At 70.7% G+C, this 23,139-nt stretch carries 19 protein-coding genes; 10 read left to right on the top strand and 9 right to left on the bottom strand.

The features are described 5' to 3' along the window. Window positions 1–29 precede the first annotated feature (29 nt). Genes DJ021_RS09035 through cysS form a run of 3 tightly spaced genes read right to left on the bottom strand, consistent with a single transcriptional unit; the run spans window position 30 to window position 2,471 of the window. On the bottom strand, window positions 30–503 hold the full coding sequence (locus DJ021_RS09035; protein ID WP_111457230.1) for an iron-sulfur cluster assembly scaffold protein: 474 nt from the start codon (window positions 501–503) through the stop codon (window positions 30–32). 14 nt (window positions 504–517) lie between these two features. Further along, on the bottom strand, window positions 518–1,075 hold the full coding sequence (locus DJ021_RS09030; protein WP_243625937.1) for an SRPBCC domain-containing protein: 558 nt from the start codon (window positions 1,073–1,075) through the stop codon (window positions 518–520). A gap of 1 nt (window position 1,076) precedes the next feature. After that, window positions 1,077–2,471 carry a cysteine--tRNA ligase gene (gene cysS / locus DJ021_RS09025; RefSeq protein ID WP_111457229.1) on the bottom strand — a complete coding sequence of 465 codons (1,395 nt, stop codon included), beginning with the start codon at window positions 2,469–2,471 and terminating at the stop codon, window positions 1,077–1,079. A gap of 180 nt (window positions 2,472–2,651) precedes the next feature. Between cysS and folE the strand changes: the two genes are divergently transcribed. Continuing rightward, window positions 2,652–3,278: a GTP cyclohydrolase I FolE gene (gene folE / locus DJ021_RS09020; protein ID WP_111457228.1), complete on the top strand. Its 627-nt coding sequence runs from the start codon at window positions 2,652–2,654 to the stop codon at window positions 3,276–3,278. Window positions 3,279–3,341: 63 nt separating this feature from the next. Then, window positions 3,342–3,740, top strand: a complete 399-nt coding sequence (hisI, locus tag DJ021_RS09015; RefSeq protein ID WP_111457227.1) for a phosphoribosyl-AMP cyclohydrolase — start codon at window positions 3,342–3,344, stop codon at window positions 3,738–3,740. 85 nt (window positions 3,741–3,825) lie between these two features. Here the strand turns inward: hisI and DJ021_RS09005 are convergent, their stop codons facing one another. Beyond that, window positions 3,826–5,538 carry an alkaline phosphatase D family protein gene (locus DJ021_RS09005; RefSeq protein WP_111457226.1) on the bottom strand — a complete coding sequence of 571 codons (1,713 nt, stop codon included), beginning with the start codon at window positions 5,536–5,538 and terminating at the stop codon, window positions 3,826–3,828. Between the two features lie 76 nt (window positions 5,539–5,614). Between DJ021_RS09005 and DJ021_RS09000 the strand changes: the two genes are divergently transcribed. The 4 genes from DJ021_RS09000 to rpoH all read left to right on the top strand — a co-directional run bounded on the left by DJ021_RS09000 (window position 5,615) and on the right by rpoH (window position 10,956). Further along, entirely contained in the window at window positions 5,615–5,932 is a 318-nt protein-coding gene (locus DJ021_RS09000) for a ferritin family protein (RefSeq protein WP_111457225.1), read from the top strand. Continuing rightward, window positions 5,922–6,950, top strand: a complete 1,029-nt coding sequence (locus tag DJ021_RS08995; RefSeq protein ID WP_111457224.1) for an RluA family pseudouridine synthase — start codon at window positions 5,922–5,924, stop codon at window positions 6,948–6,950. Before DJ021_RS09000 ends, DJ021_RS08995 begins: the two co-directional genes overlap by 11 nt. Before the next feature lie 104 nt (window positions 6,951–7,054). After that, window positions 7,055–9,841 carry a TonB-dependent receptor gene (locus DJ021_RS18870; protein ID WP_165837161.1) on the top strand — a complete coding sequence of 929 codons (2,787 nt, stop codon included), beginning with the start codon at window positions 7,055–7,057 and terminating at the stop codon, window positions 9,839–9,841. A 224-nt stretch (window positions 9,842–10,065) separates the two neighbouring features. After that, a complete protein-coding gene (gene rpoH, locus DJ021_RS08985; protein WP_111457223.1) occupies window positions 10,066–10,956 on the top strand; it encodes an RNA polymerase sigma factor RpoH in 891 nt (296 codons plus the stop codon). A gap of 6 nt (window positions 10,957–10,962) precedes the next feature. Here rpoH and DJ021_RS08980 read toward each other — a convergent pair whose 3' ends face one another. After that, the gene (locus DJ021_RS08980; protein ID WP_111457222.1) at window positions 10,963–11,739 is read right to left on the bottom strand and encodes a response regulator; all 777 of its coding nucleotides are present in this window, start codon (window positions 11,737–11,739) and stop codon (window positions 10,963–10,965) included. 127 nt (window positions 11,740–11,866) lie between these two features. Continuing rightward, on the bottom strand, window positions 11,867–13,153 hold the full coding sequence (locus tag DJ021_RS08975; protein WP_111457221.1) for an adenylosuccinate synthase: 1,287 nt from the start codon (window positions 13,151–13,153) through the stop codon (window positions 11,867–11,869). 180 nt (window positions 13,154–13,333) lie between these two features. Between DJ021_RS08975 and DJ021_RS08970 the strand changes: the two genes are divergently transcribed. After that, the gene (locus tag DJ021_RS08970; protein WP_111457220.1) at window positions 13,334–13,753 is read left to right on the top strand and encodes a VOC family protein; all 420 of its coding nucleotides are present in this window, start codon (window positions 13,334–13,336) and stop codon (window positions 13,751–13,753) included. Continuing rightward, window positions 13,750–14,727, top strand: a complete 978-nt coding sequence (locus tag DJ021_RS08965) for a threonine ammonia-lyase (protein WP_111457219.1) — start codon at window positions 13,750–13,752, stop codon at window positions 14,725–14,727. Before DJ021_RS08970 ends, DJ021_RS08965 begins: the two co-directional genes overlap by 4 nt. Here the strand turns inward: DJ021_RS08965 and DJ021_RS08960 are convergent. The 3 genes from DJ021_RS08960 to DJ021_RS08950 are packed head-to-tail and all read right to left on the bottom strand — an operon-like array spanning window position 14,724 to window position 20,373. After that, a complete protein-coding gene (locus tag DJ021_RS08960; protein ID WP_111457218.1) occupies window positions 14,724–17,858 on the bottom strand; it encodes an efflux RND transporter permease subunit in 3,135 nt (1,044 codons plus the stop codon). The genes DJ021_RS08965 and DJ021_RS08960 overlap by 4 nt on opposite strands. Continuing rightward, entirely contained in the window at window positions 17,855–18,964 is a 1,110-nt protein-coding gene (locus DJ021_RS08955) for an efflux RND transporter periplasmic adaptor subunit (protein WP_111457217.1), read from the bottom strand. Before DJ021_RS08955 ends, DJ021_RS08960 begins: the two co-directional genes overlap by 4 nt. 11 nt (window positions 18,965–18,975) lie before the next feature. Next, entirely contained in the window at window positions 18,976–20,373 is a 1,398-nt protein-coding gene (locus tag DJ021_RS08950; protein ID WP_243625936.1) for an efflux transporter outer membrane subunit, read from the bottom strand. Window positions 20,374–20,633: 260 nt separating this feature from the next. On the opposite strand from DJ021_RS08950, the gene DJ021_RS08945 reads away from it, so the two are divergent. Beyond that, window positions 20,634–21,428, top strand: a complete 795-nt coding sequence (locus DJ021_RS08945) for a TetR/AcrR family transcriptional regulator (RefSeq protein WP_111457215.1) — start codon at window positions 20,634–20,636, stop codon at window positions 21,426–21,428. 61 nt (window positions 21,429–21,489) lie between these two features. After that, on the top strand, window positions 21,490–23,136 hold the full coding sequence (locus DJ021_RS08940) for a M28 family metallopeptidase (protein WP_111457214.1): 1,647 nt from the start codon (window positions 21,490–21,492) through the stop codon (window positions 23,134–23,136). The last annotated feature ends 3 nt before the right edge of the window (window positions 23,137–23,139 follow it).

The following is a 23,139-nucleotide window of genomic DNA, read 5'->3' as shown; positions in this document are numbered from 1 at the left end:
TCAGCGCTTACGCCGAGGGGTTCGTCGGATCAAGCCGCGCCGGCGGGGCTAGTTCGCCCGGTGGCCGGGCCGGCGGTCTGGCCGGTCGCCTCGCGGACAGCCTCGGTCACCGCCTCGAACGCGAGCAGCGTCGAGGCGTGGCGGGCGGGATAGTCCTTCACCGGGGCGAGCATCGAAAGATCCGAAAAACGTCCGTCGGGCGCGGGTGCGCCCTGTTTCAACATAGCACGGAACTGGTCCCGGGCCACCTCCAGCTCCTGGAGGCTGGCGCCCACCACGTGCGCGCCGAGCACCGAGGCGGCGGCCTGGCCCAGCGCGCAGGCCTTCACCTCCTGGGCGAAATCGGCCACCAGGCCGTCCTCCACCACCACGTCGACCAGCACCCGGCTGCCGCAGAGCTTGGAGATCTTCTCGACGCTGGCCTGCGGCGCAGCCAGCCGCCCGGCCCGCGGCAGGTTGGCCGCGAGCTTCAGCAGCTTCGCCGAGTAGAGGTCGTCGATCATCGGCTAGATGTAGGTCAGCCTTCGGCCGTGCGCCATGCGGCCTCGGCGCGCGTCTTCAGCGCCTCGTTCATCTCGCGGAAGCCGCGGTGGATCGAGCGGCCCATGCGCCGGGCGATCGAAGGGCCCATCAGGCCGCCGAAGATCTCGCCGTTGGAGACGATGCAGCTCGCCTCCGCCAGCTGCTCGATCTCCAGGTAGCGGACCGACTTGATGAAGCCGGCCAGCATGGTCAGCCGCCAGTGCAGCTGTTCGTTGGGCACCCATTCCAGGATGGTCGGCTGGATCTGCCGCGGCGCCTGGCCCGGCACCGCCAGGGTCAGGTCGAGCACCCCGCCGATGCGGATTTCGCCCGCGGCCTTCGGATAGAGCGGGTTCCAGGCCTCCCAGGACGGCAGGTCGACGATGGTCTGCCAGATCGCCTCGGGCGAGGCCTGGATGCCGATCCGATGCTCCAGGCGCACGCCGGGCGGCGGCTTGGGCGCCGGCGGGCCGCCGCCGGCGGGCTTGGGGCCGCCCACGGGCATGCGTCCGAACATCGAGGCCTTCAGTTGCGGGGTGGGTCCGATCGGCATCTCAGGCTTGTTCCTTGATCCGCCAGGTCGCCCCGGCGGGTCCGTCCATCACCTCAACGTTCAAGGCGGTGAGTTCGGCCCGGATACGATCGGCTTGCGGCCAATCCTTGGCGGCCCGCGCCGCGTCGCGGGCGACGATCAGCGCTTCGATCTGCGTCTTCAGCCCGTCGTCGGCGCCGCCCTGGAACCAGGCGTCGGGATCGGCCTGTAGGAAGCCCATCACCTCGGCCAGCGCCATCAGGTCCTGCTTGATCTCCGAGGCTCCGGACGCGCCCTTGCGCACCGCCCGGTCGAGGTCGTTGGCCAGGCCCTTCAGGACCGTCATCGCCTGCGGCGTGTTCAGGTCGTCGAGCAACGGCGCGATCTGATCCTCGGCCAGCTTGTCGCTGCCGCCCGGCTCGATCTCCCGGGCCCGCTGCAGGACGCCGTAGAGGTGGTCGAGGGAGTTGCGCGCCTGGGTCAGCACGTCCTCGGTCCAGGCCAGCGGCTGGCGGTAGTGGGCCGACAGCAGCGCCCAGCGGATCGCCTCGCCTGGCGCCTGTTTCAGGAGGTCGTGAGCCAGGGTGACGTTGCCCAGGCTCTTGGACATCTTCTCGTCGCCGAAGTTCAGGAAGCCGTTGTGCAGCCAGAAGTTCGAATAGGTGTGGTCGTGGGTGGCGCACACGCCCTGGGCCCGCTCGTTCTCGTGGTGCGGGAAAACCAGGTCGATGCCGCCGCCGTGGATGTCGATGGGCAGGCCGAGCACCTGCTCGATCATCGCCGAGCATTCGATGTGCCAGCCGGGGCGGCCGGAGCCCCAGGGGCTCTCCCACTGCGGCTCGCCGGGCTTGGAGGGTTTCCACAGCACGAAGTCGGCGGGGTGGCGCTTGTAGGGGGCCACGTCCACCCGGGCGCCGGCGATCATGTCGTCCAGCGAGCGGCCGGACAGCTTGCCGTAGTCGCCGTACGCCTGGGTGTCGAACAGCACATGGCCTTCAGCGGCGTAGGCCGCGCCGTTGTCCACCAGTCGCGCGATCATCTTGATGATGGCGTCCATGGTCTCGGTGACCCTGGGCTGCGCGGTGGGCGGCAGGGCGCCGAGCGCGGCGGCGTCGGCGTTGTAGGCCTCGAGATAGCGGTCGGTGACGGCGGCGATCGGCACGCCCTCGGCCTGGGCCTTGGCGTTGATCTTGTCGTCCACGTCGGTGACGTTGGCGGCGTAGAGCACGGCCTGGTCGCCGTAGATGCGCCGCAGCACCCGGAACAGCAGGTCGAAGACCACCACCGGCCGGAAGTTGCCGATGTGCGCGTAGTTGTAGACCGTCGGCCCGCAGACATACATCGTCACCCGCCGGGGATCGCGAGGGACGAACGGCCGCTTGGCGCGGGCCATGGTGTCGTAGAGAGCCAAAGTCATTGTCGAGCTAACGCTGCGTTACGGTTGCCGGGAAAGGCGTCGCGCCCATATACAGATCGCCCGGATCGGAAGCCACGGGAACAATCCCGGCGCGTCGGTCCGACGAGGAAGGGTGGCACGCGTCATCTCCGGGACCGTCGTCCCGGCGCAACTCAGCCCTGGAAAGAACCGCTCGCACACATGGACGCCATCCGCGACCGAACCCTGGTCAGCTCGACTGACCTTGATCTTGAAGCCGTGAAGCGCCCCTCCCGCGAGGAGGCGATGGAGGCCGTTCGCACCCTGATCGCCTGGGCCGGCGACGACCCGCGCCGCGAAGGCGTGATCGACACCCCCAAGCGCGTGGTCGACGCCTACGCCGAATGGTTCGAGGGCTATGGCCTCGACCCGGCCAAGGAGCTCTCCCGCACCTTCGAGGACGTGCAGGGCTACGACGACATCGTCATGCTCCGCGACATCGAGGTCGAGAGCCATTGCGAGCACCACATGGCGCCGTTCCTGGGCAAGGCCTTCGTGGCCTACATGCCGACCAACCGGGTGGTGGGGATCTCCAAGCTCGCCAAGGTGGTCGAGATCTTCGCCCGTCGTCTCCAGACCCAGGAGACCATGACCCAGCAGATCGCCGACGCCATCACCGACAGCCTGCGCCCGGCCGGCGTCGCGGTGATGATCGACGCCACCCACCAGTGCATGACCACCCGCGGCGTGCACCACCGGCACGTCTCCACCCTCACCACCCAGTTCACCGGCGTCTTCAAGACCGACCCGACCCTGCGCCAGCGGTTCCTGGACTTCGCCAAGCGCTAGAACTCAGCCCTCCGGGCCGGCCGAAGGCTAGCGCGGGCATGGCCGCCGGCGCCATATGGCGCCATGACCCAGACGAACTTTCCTGTCGCGCCCTCGAAGGAAGCCCTCGAGCACGGCGCGGCGCTGGCGCCGCGGTTCGACGCCAACGGCCTGATCGCCGCGATCGCCACCCACGCCGACACCGGCGAGGTGCTGATGTTCGCCTGGATGAACGCCGAGGCGCTGGCGAAGACGCTGGAGACCGGCGAGGCCCACTACTTCAGCCGCTCGCGCAACGAGCTCTGGCACAAGGGCGCCACCAGCGGCCAAGTGCAGCAGGTGGCCGAGGCGCGGATCGACTGCGACCAGGACGCCGTCTGGCTGAAGGTCCGGCCGCAGGGCGACGGCGGCGCCTGCCACACCGGCGCGCGCTCCTGCTTCTACCGGGTGATCGAGGACGGCCGGCTGGTCGAACGGCCATGACCGTCGTCTAGGCTCTGGTCGCGTTTTCGTGGCCTGATCGCGGACGCCCTTCAGCGGACGGCGGTGGTCCCCGGGCCGGACCGGGTCACAGGCGGCGTCTTCCTTGCCTTCGGGCTGCGGCTGGCGCTCGAGCGGCGCTGAGCGCCGAGACGCCCTCGGCCCCGCGTGTGGCATGGAAAGTCCGCAGCACCTCGCTGCGGTAGGCCCTGTCGGTGATCGTCGAGACCTTGATCAGCTTCGCCGTGACGTCCCGCTTGGTCAGGATCAGCAGCACGAAGCCCTTGGCCGCCTGGTCGGAGAACACCACTTCGCGATTGTGGCGGGCGAACATCTCGCCCACCGGCACGGTCTTCAGGTGGTCGCCGCCGCCCGGGCTGGTGATCCCCGTCGCGCCGAACTCCACCGCCACGCGCCGGCCGCCCTCGCGGGCGTCGTAGAGCTCGTTGGCCCAGAAGGCGTGGCTGTCGCCGGAGACCACGACGCAGTTGGCCCGCGCCTCCTTGATCAGGCCGTAGAGCCGCTGGCGGTCGGCGGGATAGCCGTCCCACATGTCCAGGCCGTACGGCAGGTCGAGCGCGGCGGCCTGGTCCATGCGCGTCAGCCGGGACGTCACGTCCTCGGGCAGGTCCTTCACCGCCCGCGCATAGGCCGCCTCGCCCAGGGTCTTGCGCACCGGCGGAGTGAACAGCCGCGCCATCACGACCTCGTTGCCGAGCAGCTGCCACGCACGGCCCGATCCCACCGACGCCTTCAGGCCGTCGCCCAACCAGGCCTCCTGGGCGGGCGACATCATCTTGCGCGAGGGGTCGTTCAGCCGGGTGCGGAAGGTCGCCAGATCGGCCGCATTGGGCGTCTTCGGCAGGTCCTTCTCGTAGGTCAGCTGCTGGTCGCGGGCTGTCAGCCGGGTTTCCAGCATGAAGACGCTGACCACGTCGCCGAAGTCGAAGCTGCGGTTGATGGCGAACCCGCCGCCGGCCGGCTCGCGGATCGGCATCCATTCGAAATAGGCGCGGATCGCGGCGGCCTTGCGCGCGTTCCAGTCGCCCTCGGTGTCCGGCTGGTGGTTCTGCGCCCCGCCCTTCCAGGAGTCATTGGCGGTCTCATGGTCGTCCCAGACCACGATCCACGGCGCGCGGGCATGCGCGGCCTGCAACTGCTGGTCGGACTTGTACTGCGCGTGCCGGCGCCGGTAGTCGGCAAGGCTGAGGCACTCGTGCGGCGGGTCGTGCGGCCGCTCGCCGGCGACCTTGGAGTCCATCCCGTAGGACCCGGGTCCGCCGTATTCGTAGATGTAGTCGCCCAGGTGCAGGACCGCATCGACCCGCGGCAGGGCGGCGATCGCCCCGTAGGCGTTGAAATAGCCGTTCGGGTAGAGCGAGCAGGTGGCCACCGCCAGCACCACGTCCTTGGTGGGTCCGACCGGCAGGGTGCGGGTCTTGCCCGTCGGCGAGGTCACGCCGACGGCGTCGAACCGGAAGGTGTAGGCCCGGCCCGGCTGCAGCCCGCCGACGTCGACCTTCACCGTGTAGTCGCGATCGGGTCCGGTGGTCCCCTCGCCGCGCTTGCCGCCGCCGGCGCGCCGGTCGACCGGATCGAGGCTCCAGCGAAAGGCGATCTCGCCGCCGGGCCGCTCGGGCGTGATCCGGGTCCAGAGGATCACCCGGTCCTGCAATGGATCGCCGGAGGCCACGCCGTGGTTGAAGGCGACGCCTCCGCCGACCCCGGCCGCTTCCGCCGCCGCCGGTGCGGCGGCTCCCATGCCAAGCAGAGCCAGCGCCCTGCGCCTGTCGATGTTCATCCTGCCGCCCCCCGCGCTCGCGCAACTGCGTGCGCCCACGTATTAGAACCCCGATACCACAGGAGCATGACGCCCGATGTCCAGTGAAGTCCTGCACGTTCCCCGCGAAAAGCTGCGCCGCGAGACGCTGAACCTGCACTACGCCATCACCTCGCTGATGGAGGAGTTCGAGGCCGTCGACTGGTACCGCCAGCGGGCCGACGACTGCGACGACCCCGAGCTGAAGGCGATCATGCTGCACAACGCCCGCGAGGAGCTGGAGCACGCCGCCATGGTCCTGGAGTGGATCCGGCGCAACGATCCGGAAGCCGACAAGCAGTTCAAGGAATACCTGTTCAGCGAGGGCTCGATCACCGGGCGCGAGGAAGGCGCCAGCGAGAAGCATGGCCTCTGAAGCGGAACTCGAGATCGACGACGAGGCGGCGGTCGACGAGGACGTCGCGCTGGAGCCGTTTGGCGTCCGCATCGTGGCGCTGGCGGCGGAGGACGCCGTCGGCCGGGTCGACAAGGTGCTGGCCACCCGTTTGCCGGAGATGTCCCGCGGCCGCATCCAGGCGCTGATCGCCGAGGGGCGGATCACCCGCGACGGCGCCGCGATCGCCGACGCCTCGGCCCGGGCGCTGCCCGGCGACTATCGCTTCGACATCCCGCCGCCGGTCGCCGCCGAGCCGCAGCCCGAGGCCATCCCGCTGACGGTGCTGTTCGAGGACGCCCACCTGATCGTGGTCGACAAGCCGGCCGGCATGGCGGCTCACCCGGGCCCGGGGACCGAGAGCGGCACCCTGGTCAACGCCCTGCTGCACCATTGCGGCGCCAGCCTCTCCGGCATCGGCGGCGTGGCCCGGCCGGGCATCGTCCACCGGCTCGACAAGGACACCTCGGGGGTGATGGTGGCGGCCAAGACCGACGCCGCCCACCAGGGGCTCTCGGCGCTGTTCGCCACGCACGACATCGAGCGGGTCTACATCGCGCTCACCCGCGGCGCGCCCCACCCGGCGCGCGGGACCATCGAAGGCGCGATCGCCCGCTCCACTCACGACCGCAAGAAGATGGCGCTGGTGAAGACCGGCGGCCGCCACGCAGTCACCCACTATGTGGTCGAGGCCGCCTTCGGGCCCGCGGCCAAGCCGCTCGCCGCCCGGGTCGCCTGCCGCCTGGAAACCGGCCGCACCCACCAGATCCGCGTCCACCTGGCATCGAAGGGGGCGCCCTGCCTGGGCGATCCGACCTACGGCTCCGGTCCGCCCGCCGAGCCGGTCCGCCGGGCGATGGCCGAGGCCGGGCTGGCGCGGCAGGCGCTGCACGCCGCCGTGCTCGGCTTCGTCCATCCGGTGACGGGCGAGGCGTTGAGGTTCGAAAGCGCCCTGCCGCCCGACATGGCGACGCTGCAGGCCCAACTCGAGACGCTGTAAGCCGTTCATCTCCGCCTCGAATTGAGCCGAAATACCGGCGTCATCTACCTGGTGTCATGAAACGCCACGCCTGGAGAGGGCGCTTCGGACGGAGTGGGCGGCGAGTGATTCCTGAAACCCTGAACCCTGCCCGGCGCACGGCGCTTTGCGCGAGCGCCGGCCTGGCCGCGCTGGCCTGGACGAGCTGCGCCTGGGCGGCCGCGCCGGCCGCCAGGCCGGAGGCGGCGGCGAACACCGTCTCCGAACTGGTGATCACTGCCGCCAAGCCGGCCGAGGTCGGCGGCGTGGTGGGCGACATCAAGCCGGAACTGCAGCTCGCGCCCGAGGACATCCAGGCCTACGGGGTCAGCTCGATCTCCGACCTGCTGGACGAGCTCGGCTCGCAGATCCGCAGCGACCAGGGACGCGGCGGCGGGGGACCGGTGATCCTGCTGAACGGCCGGCGGATCTCCGGCTTCGGCGAGATCCGCGACCTGCCGACCGAGGCGATCCTGCGGGTCGACATCCTGCCGGAAGAAGCGGCGCTGAAGTACGGCTACAGCGCCGACCAGCGGGTGGTGAACATCGTCCTGAAGCCGCTGTTCGACGCCGAGACCGCGGAGCTGAACGGCGGCGGCCCGACCGAGGGTGGCCAGGCCAGCGGGGCGGGCGAGCTCGGGGTCGTGCGGATCGCCGGCGACCGGCGGATGAACCTCGACCTCAAGTACAACCGATCCGGCGAGCTCACCGAAGCCTCGCGCGACCTCACCTCGTTGGCCTCCGGCCAGGACTTCGACCTGGTCGGCAATGTCCGCTCACCCGGCGGCGGGCAGATCGACCCGGTGCTGAGCGCGCTGGCGGGTCAGCCGGTGACCGTGGCCGGCGTGCCGGCCGCCGCCGCGGGCGGGGCGCCCTCGCTGGCCGACTTCCTGCCCACGGCCAATGCGCCGAACGCCACCGACGTGCGGCGCTATCGCTCGCTGGCGCCCGCCACGCAGAAGTTCACCGCCAACGCCGTCGTGAGCCAGGTGGTCTTCGGCGTGGCCGCCACGCTCAACGCCACCTTCGAGGCGGACACCAGCGACTCCGACCGCGGCCTGCCGGGCGTCAGCCTGCTGGTTCCGGCGGGCGATCCCTATTCGCCGTTCGCGACGCCGGTCCTGGTCGACCGCTATGTTGACGGCTTCGGACCCCTGCGGCAGAGCGCCGACAACTGGACCGGCCACCTCGGCGTCAGCCTCAACCGAGACGTGGCGCGCTGGCGGCTCTCCTTCACCACCGCCTATGACCACGCCGACTCCAAGACCAACAGCGACGTGGGCGTCGACGCCAGCGCCCTGCAGGCGCAGCTCAACGCGCTGACCCCCGGTCTCAACCCCTTCGGGCCGTTGCCGACGAACCTGCTGACGCTGCGCGCGCCGGACCTCGCCCATTCGCAGTCGGACACCGGCAACCTGCAGTTCGTCGCCAGCGGGCCGCTCGTCACCCTGCCCGCCGGCCCGGTGCGGACCAGCGTCAAGCTGGGGGCCAGCGGCAGCCGGTTCAGCTCCGAATCCCAGCGCCTCGGGCTCAGCCAGTCGGTGGACTTTTCCCGTGGCGAGTACAGCGCCCAGGCCAACCTCGACGTGCCGGTGACCAGCCGGCGCAACAACGTGCTGCCGGTGCTGGGCGAGTTGTCGGTCAACGCCAACGCCGCCGCCGACCAGGTGTCGGATTTCGGGACCCTGACGACCCTCGGCTACGGGCTGAACTGGCGGCCGACCGACAAGCTGACCCTGATCGTGTCGCACACCCGCGACCAGGCCGCTCCGACCCAGCAGCAGCTCGGCAATCCCACGGTGCTGACCCCGGCCGTGCGGATCTTCGACTTCGCCACCGGCCAGACGGTGGACGTCACCCAGCTCAGCGGCGGCAACCCGAACCTGGTCGGCGACGACCGCGACGTGCTCAAGTTCGGCCTGACGCTGAAGCCCCTCACGGGGCGGGACCTGACCTTCAGCGCCAACTATATCGAAACCCACACCCGCAATCCGATCGTCACCTTCCCGGCGGCGACGGGCGCGATCGAGGCGGCCTTCCCCGACCGCTTCATCCGCGACGCCAACGGCGACCTCACCGAGGTGGACTACCGGCCGGTGAACTTCGCCAGCCAGGACCGGCGCGAGCTGCGCTGGGGCGTCAACTACTCCAAGCCGATCGGCCCGACGCGACCGCCGCCCAATGCGCCGCGCGGCGGTCAGGGCCGCCAGCCGGGCCGGGTCCTGCAGGTGGGCACGTCCCTCGCCAACCAGCCGGGTCTCAGCGACGCGCCCGACGCCGGCGGCGCGCAGCCGCAGGGCCAGGACGGGGGGGCCGGCGGGCGCGGCGGTGGCGGCGGCCGCGGCGGTGGCGGCGGCGGGCGCGGCGGCGGCGGCGGCGGCGGGCAGGACGGCCGGCTGCAGCTGTCGCTCTATCACACCGTCTTCTTCGAGGATCAGTTCCTGGTCCGGCCGGGCGGTCCGGTGCTGGACCTGCTGGACGGCGCCCCCTCGGGGAACGGCGGCGGGCAGGCGCGCAACGAGATCGAGGCGCGGATCGGCGTCTCCGAGCGGGGCATCGGCGTCCAGATCAACGGCGACTGGAAACAGGGCACGACGGTGAGCGGCGCGGGCTCGCCGAGCGGCGACCTGGCCTTCTCGGGCCTGACGACGGTGAACCTGCGGGTGTTCGCCGACCTGAACCAGCAGCGCGTCCTGCTCGACAAGGCGCCGTGGCTCCGCGGCTCCCGCCTGACCCTGTCGATCACCAACCTGTTCGACCAGCGTCTGCAGGTCCGCGACGCCGCCGGCGCCACGCCGCTCAGCTACCAGCCGGCCTATATCGACCCGGTGGGGCGCGTCGTGCGGGTGGGCTTCCGTAAGCTGTTTTCCTGACTACGCCGCAGCTTTGCTGGGGCGTCTGTGAGATTCCTTGCCTTGAAGGCGCCCATTTCGGGCGCTAGAAAGTCCCACTAGAGCAGTAGGGCATTCGGATCGCCTCCCCAGCGATCTACCGTAGCCGCAACCTCGTACTTATCTAGGTGGTTGGAGGGAACGGAAGGTGCTTGCGCGCCCCTGGCGCGACGGTCCGAACGTCCGGGAAAAGAGGGGATAGATCCATGGCCGCCAACGCGCTTGCCGTGATGTCGCCGGAAGGCGGCCTGAGCCGGTATCTGTCAGAGATCCGGAAATTTCCGATGCTGGCCAAGGACGAGGAGTTCATGCTCGCCAAACGCTGGCAGGAGCATGAAGACCCCGAGGCCGCGCACCGGCTGGTCACCAGCCACCTGCGCCTGGTGGCGAAGATCGCCATGGGCTACCGCGGCTACGGCCTGCCGATCGGCGAGGTGATCTCCGAAGGCAACGTCGGCCTGATGCAGGCGGTGAAGAAGTTCGATCCGGACCGCGGCTTCCGCCTGGCGACCTACGCCATGTGGTGGATCCGCGCCTCGATCCAGGAATACATCCTGCGGTCCTGGAGCCTGGTGAAGATGGGCACCACCGCGGCGCAGAAGAAGCTGTTCTTCAACCTGCGCAAGGCCAAGAGCGAGATCGCCGCCCTGGGCGAGGGCGACATGCACCCCGACCAGGTCAGCCAGATCGCCACCAAGCTGGGCGTGCTCAACGAGGAAGTCATCTCGATGAACCGCCGGCTGTCCGGCGGCGACGCGTCGCTGAACTCACCGCTGCGTTCGGACAGCGAGAGCGAATGGCAGGACTGGCTGGTGGACGACGTCACGCCCAGCCAGGAGACGGTGGTGGCCGAGACGCAGGAGAAGACCCTGCGCATGGGCCTTCTGGAAGAGGCGATGACCGAGCTCACCGACCGCGAGCGTCACATCCTGACCGAGCGGCGGCTGAAGGACGATCCAACCACGCTGGAAGAACTCGCCTCGGAATACGGCGTCAGCCGCGAGCGGGTCCGCCAGATCGAGGTGCGGGCGTTCGAAAAGCTGCAGAAGTCGATGCGCCAGGCCGCCGAAGACCGGAACCTGCTGGTCGACGCCTAAGCCTGATCAGGCGGCCGCGCGGTCGTTCCACTCGCGCGGCATGTAGGCGAGGAGCGGCGCGGCGCGTCGCTCCGTCTCGCCGCGATTGAGCGGCGTCCCGGCGCCGGCGGTCTCCGACAGATAGCGGTGCAGGTCGGTCGTCGCGCTGGCGAGCCGGTTGTCGGAAATGGCGGTCGCGGCGATCTGCAGGTCGGCGGCCTGGGCCAGCATCGCCCGCGTCGCCTGCTTCGGATCGCTCTCCAGGGCGCTCAGCGCCGAGCGCAGGATCTTCAGCGCCTGGGCGATCCGCATGCTCTCCGAGGTTCCGGCCTGATCGGCCTGCCGCTTCAGCGGACCTGTGTAGTCGCCGGAATTGAACCGCCGCCGGTCGGGGCCGACGTAGTCCACCGCCTCGACCCAGTCGCGCGGGCCTAGCGCCTCCAGCCGGCGGGTAAGGTCCTTCATCGTGAACGGCCGGCGCAGGAACTCGTGGGCCCCGGCGTCGCGGGCGGCCAGGATGGCCGGCGCAGGCGCATCCCGGGCCGTCAGGATCACCGGCGCCTGGCGACAGGCCAGGTCGCTGCGCCGGACGCTGCGGGTGAAGGCCAGGCCGTCGAGCTTCTCGGCCGCCAGCTCACAGAAGATCAGGTCGGGATCCACCTTGGCCGCCAGGCTCAGCGCCTTGGCGGCGGTGGGCGCCATCCAGACGTCGGGACGGCAGGCGCTCTGCATCAGCTCGGCCACCATCCGGGCGCTGGCCGGCTGCGGGTCGACGATCAGCACCCGCCGCAGCATGGGCGTCATGCGTTGGCCGCTCTTAGCGTCTTGAGTGAACACTTCTTGCTCCCCGTCTCGGCCAAGCTTTGCGCGTGCTTCGTAAAGAACGCCTTGATGGTCCGAGGGGTCGGCGAGAATTCAGTCCGGACCCGTCCTAATCCTGGAACGGGTCGCGCACGAGGATGGTGTCGTCCCGCTGCGGGCTGGTGGAGAGCAGCGCCACCGGCGCGCCGATCAGCTCCTCGATGCGGCGCACGTACTTCACGGCGTTGGCGGGCAGGTCGCGCCAGGTGCGGGCGCCCTGGGTGGTTTCCGACCAGCCCTCGAGCTCCTCATAGACCGGAACCAGCGCCGCCTGCGCCTTCAGCCCGGCCGGCAGGTAGCCGATCTCCTCGTCGCCGTTGCGGTAGCCGGTGCAGATCTTTAGGGTCGGCAGGCCGTCCAGCACGTCGAGCTTGGTGAGCGCGATGCCGCTGATGCCGTTCAGCGCCACCGACTGGCGCACCAGCGCCGCGTCGAACCAGCCGCACCGGCGCGCGCGCCCGGTGACCACTCCGAATTCCTTGCCGACCGTCCCGAGGTGCTGGCCGACCTCGTCCTCCAGCTCGGTCGGGAACGGACCGCCGCCGACGCGGGTGGTGTAGGCCTTGACGATGCCCAGCACATAGCCGGTGCCCTTGGGCCCCAGGCCCGAGCCGGCCGCGGCCTGGCCGGCGACGGTGTTGGAGGAGGTCACATACGGATAGGTGCCGTGGTCGACGTCGAGCAGCGCGCCCTGGGCGCCCTCGAACAGCACCCGCTTGCCCGACTTCACCACCTTGTCCAGCAGCAGCCACGCCGGCTTGGCGAACGGCAGGATCTTCGGCGCCATGGCCTCCAGCTCGGCCAGCAGGGCCGCGCCGTCGGCTTCCGGCAGGCCGAGCCCGCGCCGCAGCGGGGCGTGGTGGGCCAGCAGGCGGTCGATCTTGGCTTCCAGCGCCTCGCGGTCGGCGAGGTCGGCGACCCGGATGGCGCGCCGGCCGACCTTGTCCTCGTAGGCCGGGCCGATGCCGCGGCCGGTGGTGCCGATCTTGTTCACCGCGGCGGCCTCGCGGGCCTGGTCGAGGTCGCGGTGCAGGGGCAGGATCAGGCAGGCGTTGTCGGCCAGCACCAGCAGCTCCGGGGTGATCTTCACCCCCTGGCCGCCCAGCTTCTCGATCTCCGCCAGCAGGTGCCAGGGGTCGACCACCACGCCGTTGCCGATCACCGAGAGCTTGCCCTGCACGACGCCCGACGGCAGCAGCGACAGCTTGTAGACCTGATCGCCCACCACCAGGGTGTGGCCGGCGTTGTGCCCGCCCTGGAACCGCACGACCACGTCGGCGCGGTTGGACAGCCAGTCCACCAGCTTGCCCTTGCCCTCGTCGCCCCACTGAGCGCCGATCACGGTGACATTGGCCATGGATACGATCTCCCGACCTGCCCGGAGTGACCCAACCGCCCTTCGACAGGTGCTCGGCGGCTGGGCTTGAGATCTGTTCAGGCGCCTGCCCAACGGGCTGGACGCGGGCGCGGTGTAGAGCAAGCCGAAGCTCGCCTCAACCCCCTCGCCATCGCAATGAGGACGAGCTATGGCGCAGCCATGGACATTCCCCGCTTTCACCTCGCCTTCCCTGTCCGTGACCTCGCCGAGGCCCGGGCTTTCTATGGAGAGCTGCTCGGCTGCCCCGAGGGCCGATCGAGCGACGAATGGGTCGACTTCGACTTCTACGGCCACCAGATCGTCGCCCACCTGTCGCCGGCCGAAGTCGGCCACCGCGCCACCAGTCCGGTGGACGGCGAGGACGTGCCGGTCCGCCACTTCGGGGCCATCCTGACCCTGCCGGCGTGGGACGCCCTGGCCGAGCGGCTGAAGGCGGCCGGGACCAGGTTCGTCATCGAGCCGCAGGTGCGCTTCAAGGGCCAGCCCGGCGAGCAGGCGACGATGTTCTTCCTCGATCCGTGCGGCAACGCGCTGGAGTTCAAGGCCTTCGCCGACGACGCCATGGTGTTCGCGAAGTGAGCGTCACCTTCGCCGACATCGAGGCCGCCGCCGGGCGCATCGCCGGCCACGCCGTCGAGACCCCGCTGATCGAAAGCCCGGCGCTGAACGAGCGCCTGGGCGCGCGGGTGCTGATCAAGCCGGAGACCCTGCAGCGGGTCGGCGCCTTCAAGTTCCGCGGCGCCTACAACCGCTTGGTCCAGCTCAGCCCGGACGAGCGCACGCGCGGCGTCGTCGCCTTCTCCTCCGGCAACCACGCCCAGGGCGTGGCGCTGGCGGCGAAGCTGCTCGGCCTGCCGGCGGTGATCGTCATGCCGCTCGACGCGCCCGCCGTGAAGGTGGCGGCGACGCGCAGCTATGGCGCGGACGTGCGCTTCTACGATCGCCTGAAGGAAAGCCGCGAGAAGATCGCCGCCGAGATCGCCGCCGAGCGCGGCGCGGTGGTGGTGCCGGCCTTCGACGACCCGCACATCATCGCCGGCCAGGGCACCGTCGGGCTGGAGCTGGTCCGCCAGGCCCAGGCGCTGGGCGCGAGCCTCGACCTGGCGCTCGCCTCCATCAGCGGCGGCGGCCTGATCGGCGGCATGTCGGTGGCCATCAAGGCGCTGTCGCCCGCCACCGAGGTCTGGGGCGTGGAGCCGGCGCTGTTCGACGACACCCGCCAGTCGCTGGCGGCCGGCGAGCGGGTCACCATCAAGCCGCAGGGCCGCTCGCTCTGCGACGCCCTGGAATCCCCCTTCCCCGGCGAGATCACCTTCCCGCTGATGAAGGCCAACCTGGCGGGCGCGGTCGGCATCACCGACCCGGAGGTCGCCGAGGCCATGCGCTATGCCTTCAGCGTGCTGAAGCTGGTGGTGGAACCCGGCGGCGCGGTCGGCCTCGCCGCCCTGCTGACCGGCAAGGTGGCGGCCGCGGGCAAGACCGTCGGCCTCGTGCTCTCCGGCGGCAACGTCGACCCGGACCAGTTCGCCCAGATCATCCGCGGCGAGCTCTAGAGCCGGTCCTCCGGGACCGGCAGCGGAGCGGCCTCGCGGGGCGTGACCAGCTTGGCGAGCCGCGGCTTCAGCCACTGCTCGAAGTCGTCGACGAACTCGTAGACCACTGGCACCAGCACCAGCGACAACAGCGTCGAGGTGATCAGGCCGCCGATCACCGCCACCGCCATCGGCTGGCGGAACTCCGCGCCCTTCTCCAGGGCGAAGGCGGTGGGCAGCATGCCGGCCGCCATGGCGACCGTGGTCATGACGATCGGCCGGGCCCGCTCGCGGCAGGCTTCCAGCAGGGCCTCGCGCTGCGGCATGCCCTCGCGCTCCCGCTCGATGGCGTACTCGACCAACAGGATCGAGTTCTTCGCCGCCAGGCCCAGCAGCATCAGGAAGCCGATCAGCGAGGGGATCGACAGCGACAGGTGGAAGATCAGCAGGCCCAGGAAGGCGCCGCCCACCGCCAGCGGCAGGGCCGACAGGATCACCCCGGGCTTGAAGAACGACCGGAACAACAGGACCAGCACGCCGAAGATCATCGAGACGCCGGCGAAGATCGCCATGCCGAACGAGCCGAACAGCTCCTTCATGGCCTCGAGCTGGCCGGTGTCGGCCGGGCCGACGCCGGGCGGCAGGCGCCGCATGATCGGCAGCTTGGCCACCGCGGCGCTGGCGTCGCCGAGCTCCACGCCGTTCAGCTCCGCCTGCACCGTCAGCTGGCGCTTGCGGTTCAGCCGGTCGATGCGCGCGGGGCCGGCCTGGAACTGTACGTCGGCCACGGAGTCGAGCGTCGTCACCCCGCCGCCGGCGGTGGGCACGCGCAGCGAGCGGATCCGCTCGATGTCGGCCCGGGCGCTCTGCGGCAGGCGCACGCGGATCGGGATCCGCCGCTCGCCCTCATTGAGCTTGGCGACGTTGGCGTCGATGTCGCCGACCGTGGCGACCCGCGCCACCTGGGCGATGGTGTCCACCGAGACGCCCAGCCGGGCGGCCTCCTCGGCGCGGGGGCGGATCACCAGCTCGGGGCCGGTGGGCGGGGTCGAGGGCCGGGGATCGGCGATCTGCGGCAGGGTGCGCATCTCGCGCTCGAGTTCAGTGGCGGTGGCCTGCAGCGCCGCCGGGTTGTCGCTGGCCAGGATCTGCTGGAAGCCGGCGCCGCCCTGGAAGTCGAGGAAGCCGACCCGCGCGTCGGGGATGGCCCGCAGGTCGTCGCGCAGCCGGGCCTTGAAGGCTTCGTCCGACAACTTGCGTTTCGGATCGAGCAGGACGGTGACCGTGCCGTCGCGCAGGTCGCTGCCTCCGCCGCCGCCGCCGAAGCCCGGACCGCCGCCGCCGGCGGTCGAGCCCACCTGGGCGAAGATACTGGTCACCTCCGACTGGCGCTGGAAGAGCCGCGTGATCTCCTGGACCGTCTGCTCCATGGCCTGGGCGGTGGCGCCCGGCGGGCCCTGGATGTTGACGTAGACGTAGTCGGGGTTGCCGGCCGGCTGGAAGCCCTTGGGCAGCAGGGGCACCAGGAACAGCGAGGACACGAACACCAGGCCGCCGACCACGCTGGCGATGATCCGGTGGTCCAGCGCCCACTCCAGGACGTTGCGATAGAAGCCTTGGAAAGGCTTGCGCGGATGCGGGTTGCGGTGCGGCTTCAGGAGGTAGGCCGCCATCAGCGGCGTCAGCAGTCGCGCCACCACCAGCGAAAAGGCCACGGCGACGGAGACCGTCAGGCCGAACTCGCGGAAGAACTGGCCGGCCATGCCCTTCATGAAGCTGACCGGGGTGAACACCACGATGATGGTCATGGTGGTGGCGACCACCGCCAGGCCGATGGCGTCGGCGCCCTGCATGGCCGCCTCGTAGGGCCGCATGCCGGAGGCGACCCGCTTCTCGATGTTCTCGATCTCGACGATGGCGTCGTCGACCAGGATGCCGATCACCAGGGTCAGCGCCAACAGGGTGACGACGTTCAGCGAGAAGCCGAAGGCGTGCATCACCGCGAAGGTCGGGATCAGCGACACCGGCATGGCCGCCGCGGTGATCGCCGTGGCGCGCCAGTCGCGCAGGAACAGCAGGACCACCAGGGCGGCCAGGATCATGCCCTCGGCCAGCACGTGCTGGGTGGCCTTGAAGCTCGCCCGCGTCTCGTCCACCGAGGAGAAGATCTTGGTGAACTTCACGCCGGGATGGCTCTTCTCGAGCTTGGCGATGGCCACCACCACCGCGTCGTCGACGCCGACGTCGCTGGAATCGCGGGTCTTCATCACCTGGAAGCCCACGACGGGCCTTCCGTCGAGCCGGGCGAACCCGCGCACCTCGCCGGCCCCGTCGCCCACGTCGGCGACGTCGGTCAGCCGCACGAAGCGGTTGGCGCCGACCGGGATGGTCAGCTGGCGCAGCGCCGCCAGCGTCTGCACCGAACCCAGCACCCGCACCGTCTGCTCACGGCTGCCGACGTTCACGCGGCCGCCTGAGGCGTCGATGTCGAAGCTGGCCAGCGCCGAGTTCACCTGGGCGGCGGTCAGGCCGCGGGCCGCCAGCCGGTCGGGGTCGACCAAGACGTTGATCTCGCGGTTGACGCCGCCGACCCGGGAGATCTGCGAGACCCCGGGCGCCGATTGGATGGCGCGCGCCACCGTATCGTCGATGAACCACGAGAGCTCGGTGTCGGACATGCCCGGCGCGGCGACCGCGTAGGTCAGGATCGGCTGGCTATCCAGCTCCACCCGCGTGACCGTCGGCGCGTCGATCTCGCGCGGCAGGTTGGCGCGCACCTGGTCGACCCGCGAGCGGACGTCGTCGGTCTTCTTCTGCAGGTCCTCGCCGAGCTCGAACTCGATGTTGGTGGTGGAGACGCCCTGGGTGACGACCGAGGTGATGTTCTTGACGCTGGAGAGGCCCGCCATGGCGTCCTCGACGGGACGGGTGACCTGGGTCTCCATCTCGCCGGGCGCCGCGCCGTTCTGGGTGACGGTCACCGAGACCATCGGGAACTGCACGTTGGGGAACTGCTTCACCGGCAGGCCGGTGTAGGCGATCATCCCGGCCAGCACCAAGGCCACGAACAGCACCACCACGGGCACCGGATTGCGGATCGCCCAGGCGCTGATCTTCAACGCTGGCGCGGAGGAGTCATGGCTTTCGCTCATCGGCGCGCCACCACGGGGGTGGCGGCAAGCGCGGCGCCCTCGACCGGGCGGACCTTGTCGCCGTCCAGCAGGAAGGCGCCGGCGCTCTGCACCACGCGCGTGCCGGCCGGCGGACCGCTGACCAGCTGGACGAGGCCGGAGCCCCGCTGGCCGGTCTGCACCAAGACCCGCTTCACCCGGTTGTCGGCCTCCACCACCATCACGCTGGCGCCGTCGGCGTCGTAGCGGATCGCGGTCTCAGGCGCCGCCAGCCCGACGCCCGTGGCCTCGGCGAACACCGCCCTGCCGAAGCCGCCGGCCCGGATGCCCGAGCGCACCGGCAGGTTGATGCGCACGTAGCCGAGCTTGCTCTGCGCATCGATCAGCGGGCTGACCAGCCGCACGACGCCCTGCACGGTCTCGCCGCTGGGCAGCGTCACCGTGGCGTGCTGGCCGGGACGGATCTTGGCCAGCTGGTCTTCCGAAAGCTGAGCCTGCAGCTCGATCTGGCCGTCGCGGGCCAGCCGGAACCAGGGCGTGGTCCCGCCGGCCGAGAGGTCGCCGGGGCGGACGGTCTTGTCGAGGACCAGGCCGGACACCGGCGCGGTCACCGCCAGCTTGCTGGCGCGAGTGCGGATGTCGCGCAGCGCCGCGGCCTGGGCGTTGGCGGTGGCGCGCGCGGCGCGGGCCTGGAAGCGGCGCTGGTCGATCTGCTCCTGGCTGAGCACGCCCTGGCCGTCGAGGCCCTTCACCCGCGCCGCCTGGTCCTCGGCGGAGAGGGCCTGGGCCTCGGCCTGGGCGGCCAGCGCCTGCTGCTGGGCAAGTTGGGCCTGGATCAGGGCGGGGTCGAGCTGCACCAGCGTCTGGCCCTTGCGGACGAAAGCGCCGACGTCGGTCAGCACCGCGGCGACCCGATAGCCGTTCACCTCCGGCAGCACCGCAGCCTCTTCGCGGGCCACCAGGTCGCCGGAGGCGGCGAGCGCCCCGGTGATCGCCAGCGGCTGGATCCGCGCCACGTGCACCGCGCGCGGCTGCTGGGCGTCGGCCGTCGGCTTGGCCGGCTTGTGGCAGGCGCTCAGCGCCAGCGCGGCGGCGAGCGGAAGGAGGGCGAGATGGAAGCGTCTCATGCGGTCAAGTCTCAACGGGCCTGCGCAATGGAGGGAAAGGCCTGGGCGGGCCAGCCGCCGCCCAGGGCCTTGTAGGCCTGTACGGCGCGGCGCAGCGCCTGCACCTGGGCCGCGGTGAGCTGCGAGCGGACGGAGCGCCACGACTGTTCGGTCGAGAGCGTGGTCTGCAGGTCGTTGAGGCCGCGGTCGTAGCCGATCCGCGAGGCCTTGGCGGCGCGCGCGGCGCGGGCCTCGCCCTCGGTGAGGATGGCCACCCGCCGGCGGTCGGCGTCGAGGTTCACCAGCGCGCCCTCGGACTCGCTGAACGCAGTCTGGACCGCCTTCTCGTAGGCGATCACCGACTGCTCGGTGCGGGCGTTCTGGATGTGCAGCTGGGCCAGCAGGTTGGGGATGTTCAGCACCGGCTGGGTGACCCCCGCGCCGATCGACCAGTTGGAGGTCTCGGCGAAGAAACCAGGCTGCACGTTCTTCGACCAGCCGACGCCCGGCGTCAGGGTGAAGGTCGGCAGGAAGGCCAGCTTGGCGACGTCCAGCCGTCCGGCGGCGGACGCCACCTGGGCCTGCGCGCGCCGCACGTCGGGGCGCCGCGCCAGCAGCTGGCTGGGCACCGCGGCGGGGACCGGCGGCGGCGCGCCGACGCTGGGCGGCACGTCGATGTTGGCGGTGGGCTCCACCGTGCGGCCGGCGAGGATCAGCAGGGTGCGGCGCTGCGCCTGCAGCTGCGCCTCCAGCGCCGCCACCTGGGCGTCGGCCTGCGAGAGGTCCCCGGCCACGCGGTCGGCGTCGGCGGTCGCGGCCAGGCCGGCCTGCGCCCGCCTGGTGGCGATGTCGTAGAGCGAGCGCTCGATCCGCGCGGTCTCGTGGGCGTCGGCCAGCTGGATCGCCAGGCCGCGGGCCTGGAAATAGGCGTCGGCCACCTGGGCAGCGAGGCTGGCGCGGGTCGCCTCGTAGTCGAAGCGCGCGGCCGCCACGTCGGCGTTGGCGGCCCTGCGGGCGGCGAAGATCCGGCCGAACAGGTCCAGCTCCCAGCTGACGTTGAACGTCCCGGAATAGGCCTCGGAGTCGCCGCTGGTGGAGAAGCCCGGGATGTCGATGGGCGTGCCGGCCAGCTGCGTGCTGTGGGTCTTCTTCGCCGAGCCGGCGAGGTTGCCCTGCGGCAGGAAGCCCACCAGCGCGCTGGTCCGCGTGGCGCGGGCCTCGTCCAGGCGCGCGGCGGCGCTGCGGGCGTCGGGGTTGGCGGCCAGCGCCTGCTCGACCAGGCCGGTGAGCTGCGGATCGTTGAACGCCGTCCACCAGCGGTCCAGCGCCACCGCGTCGGCGGCGGCCCCCGGCGGCGCCTCGAAGGCGGCGGGCAGTCGCACGTCGGCCGTGCGCACCGAGGCGCAGGCGGCAAGGGCGATACAGGCCACGAGGACTGCCGGAAAGGCGGGACGCATTCGACTGTTTTCGTTCTGGAGCCGCGTGCGGCCCGAAGGTTGCGCCGCTCCGGCGCGCCCCCTGGCGACCCGGCCCAGCCTTGTTCATCCATTAGGACGTCGGCGCAATGCCCGCGCCGACACACCGGTCCTGGAAAACGCCGCCCCCGCCGGCGTCTCTGCGTACGCCGTACGATTTGCTCTCGCCCAAACTCCGTATGTTGTAAAGTGTTTTTGCGCGTATAGGGTCGGGCATGGCGACCGAGTTCACAGGCGGCGGCGATCCGCGGCGCAGCATCGAACTGCTGTGGGGGGTTTCCGGACCCGGCCGGCGCGGGCCCAAGCCGAGCCGCTCGGCCGAGGAGGTGATCCACGCCGCCATCGCGCTTGCCGACGCCGAGGGCCTGCCCGCCGTGTCCATGCGGCGGGTGGCGGAGGCCGTCGGGCTCTCGCCGATGTCGCTCTACACCTACGTCCCCTCGAAGGCCGAACTGATCGACCTGATGCTCGACCGGGTCTGGGCGGAAATCGAGGAGCTGGACCCGGCGGTGGGGGGCTGGCGGCCGCGGCTGGAGTTCCTGGCCCGCCAGCGCTGGGCGCTGGGCGAGCGGCATCCGTGGATGCTGCAGGTGGCGACCCACCGCCCGCCGCTCGGCCCCAATGTGCTGGCCAAGATCGACTCCGCCTTCCGCGCCGTCGACGGCGTGGGCCTGACCGAGGTCGAGATGGACCTCATGGTGTCGCTGATCAGCGACTACGTCCGCGGCGCGGTGCGGGCGGCGGTGGAGGCCCGGGAGATCGAGCAACAGACCGGGATCACCGACCAGCAGTGGCGCTCGAACAACAAGGAATACCTGGAGGGCCTGGTCGACCCCGAGCGCTACCCGACGTTGGTCCGGGTGGGCGCGGCCTGCGTGGCCGCCTACGCCGACGGCATCGACCACGCTAAGAAATTCGAATTTGGCCTGCAGCGCGTGCTCGACGGCGTCGAGGCCTTCATCACAGGCGTCGCCGCCAGACGCGCCGCTGAGCATAGCGGTGCGGCCTAGCGGACCGGCGCGAGACCCAATAGGGTTCACGCAATTTCCGACCTTTGATCCGAGTGCATTGATGAAAAAGCTCCTCCTCGGCGTCTCTGCCGTGGCCATTCTCACCGCGCCCGCCTTCGCCGCGGATATCAATCCGTCGCACCTGTCACAGGACATCAAGGTGCTGGCTTCCGACGCCTTCGAAGGCCGCGGGCCGGCCACGCCGGCCGAACAGAAGACCGTCGACTACATCACCCAGCAGTTCAAGGCCGCGGGCCTGCAACCGGGCGGCGATCCCGGCAAGGCCGGCCGGTCCTGGACCCAGAACGTCCCGCTGGCCAAGTTCGAGATCACCGGCCCGATCCGCGTCGGCGTGAAGGCCGGCGGTCAGTCGCAGACCTGGACGCAAGGCGACCAGGTGGCGATCCGCGCCGCCCAGACCGGCGTCGATCATGTCTCCATCAAGGACGCGCCGGTGGTCTTCGTCGGCTACGGCGTCAAGGCCCCGGAGCGCAACTGGGACGACTTCAAGGGCGTCGACCTGAAGGGCAAGATCGCGCTGGTGCTGGTCAACGACCCCGACTTCGAGACCGGCCAGGGCGACTTCGGCGGCAAGGCCATGACCTACTACGGTCGCTGGACCTACAAGTACGAGGAGGCCGCCCGCCAGGGCGCGCTGGGCTTCATCGTGATCCACGAGACCGCGCCGGCCGCCTACGGCTGGGCGACGGTGAAGAACTCCAACACCAACGCGGTGTTCGACATCATCCGCAAGAACCCCACCGAGGCGCACGCGCCGCTGGAGGCCTGGATCCAGCGCGAGCCGACGGTGGAGCTGTTCAAGAAGGCCGGCCTCGACTTCGACGCCCTGAAGAAGCAGGCCCAGACCCGCGACTTCAAGCCGGTGGCCCTGAACGGCGTGACCTTCTCCACCGACTTCGGCGTGAAGGCCGAGAAGGTGGTCTCGCACAACGTGGTCGGCGTGCTGCCCGGGGCCAAGCATCCCAATGAGCGGGTGATCTACACGGCGCACTGGGACCACCTGGGGGTCGGCCTGCCGGACGCGCGCGGCGACCGGATCTACAACGGCGCGCTCGACAACGCCTCCGGGGTCGCGGCGCTGATGGAGCTGGCCAGGGCCTTCGCCCACGCCCCGCGCACCGACCGCTCGATCGTGTTCATGTCGGTGACCGGCGAGGAGAAGGGCCTGCTGGGCTCGGAATACTACGCCGCCAACCCGCTCTATCCGCTGGCGACCACGGTGGCGGACCTCAACATGGACGGCATGAACATCCTCGGCCCGACCAAGGACGTCACCATGTCGGGCGACAGCGCCTTCGACCTGCGCGACGACATGATCGCGGTGGCCAAGGCGCAGGGCCTCTCCTTCAGCCCCGACCCCAACCCGGAAGCCGGCCACTTCTACCGCTCGGACCACTTCCCCTTCGCCAAGCGCGGCGTGCCGGCGCTGTCGTTCGGGAGCGGCCAGGACCTGGTGAAGGGCGGCACGGCCGCGGGCAAGGCCGCCGCCGAAGCCTATGTGAAGGACCGCTACCACCAGCCGGCCGACGAGTACGATCCCAACTGGGATTTCTCCGGCATGGTCCAGGAAGTGGGCCTGTTCTACGACCTCGGCCGCAAGCTGGCGGATTCCCGCGAGTGGCCGCAGTGGAAGGAGGGCTCGGAGTTCAAGGCGGCGCGGGACGAGACCGCGGCGCAGCGGAAGTAGGGC

The organism is Phenylobacterium hankyongense (assembly GCF_003254505.1).
Classification (GTDB): Bacteria; Pseudomonadota; Alphaproteobacteria; order Caulobacterales; family Caulobacteraceae; genus Phenylobacterium; species Phenylobacterium hankyongense.
Note: the sequence above shows the minus strand (reverse complement) of the source record. Positions and strands in the feature narration are given on the sequence as shown.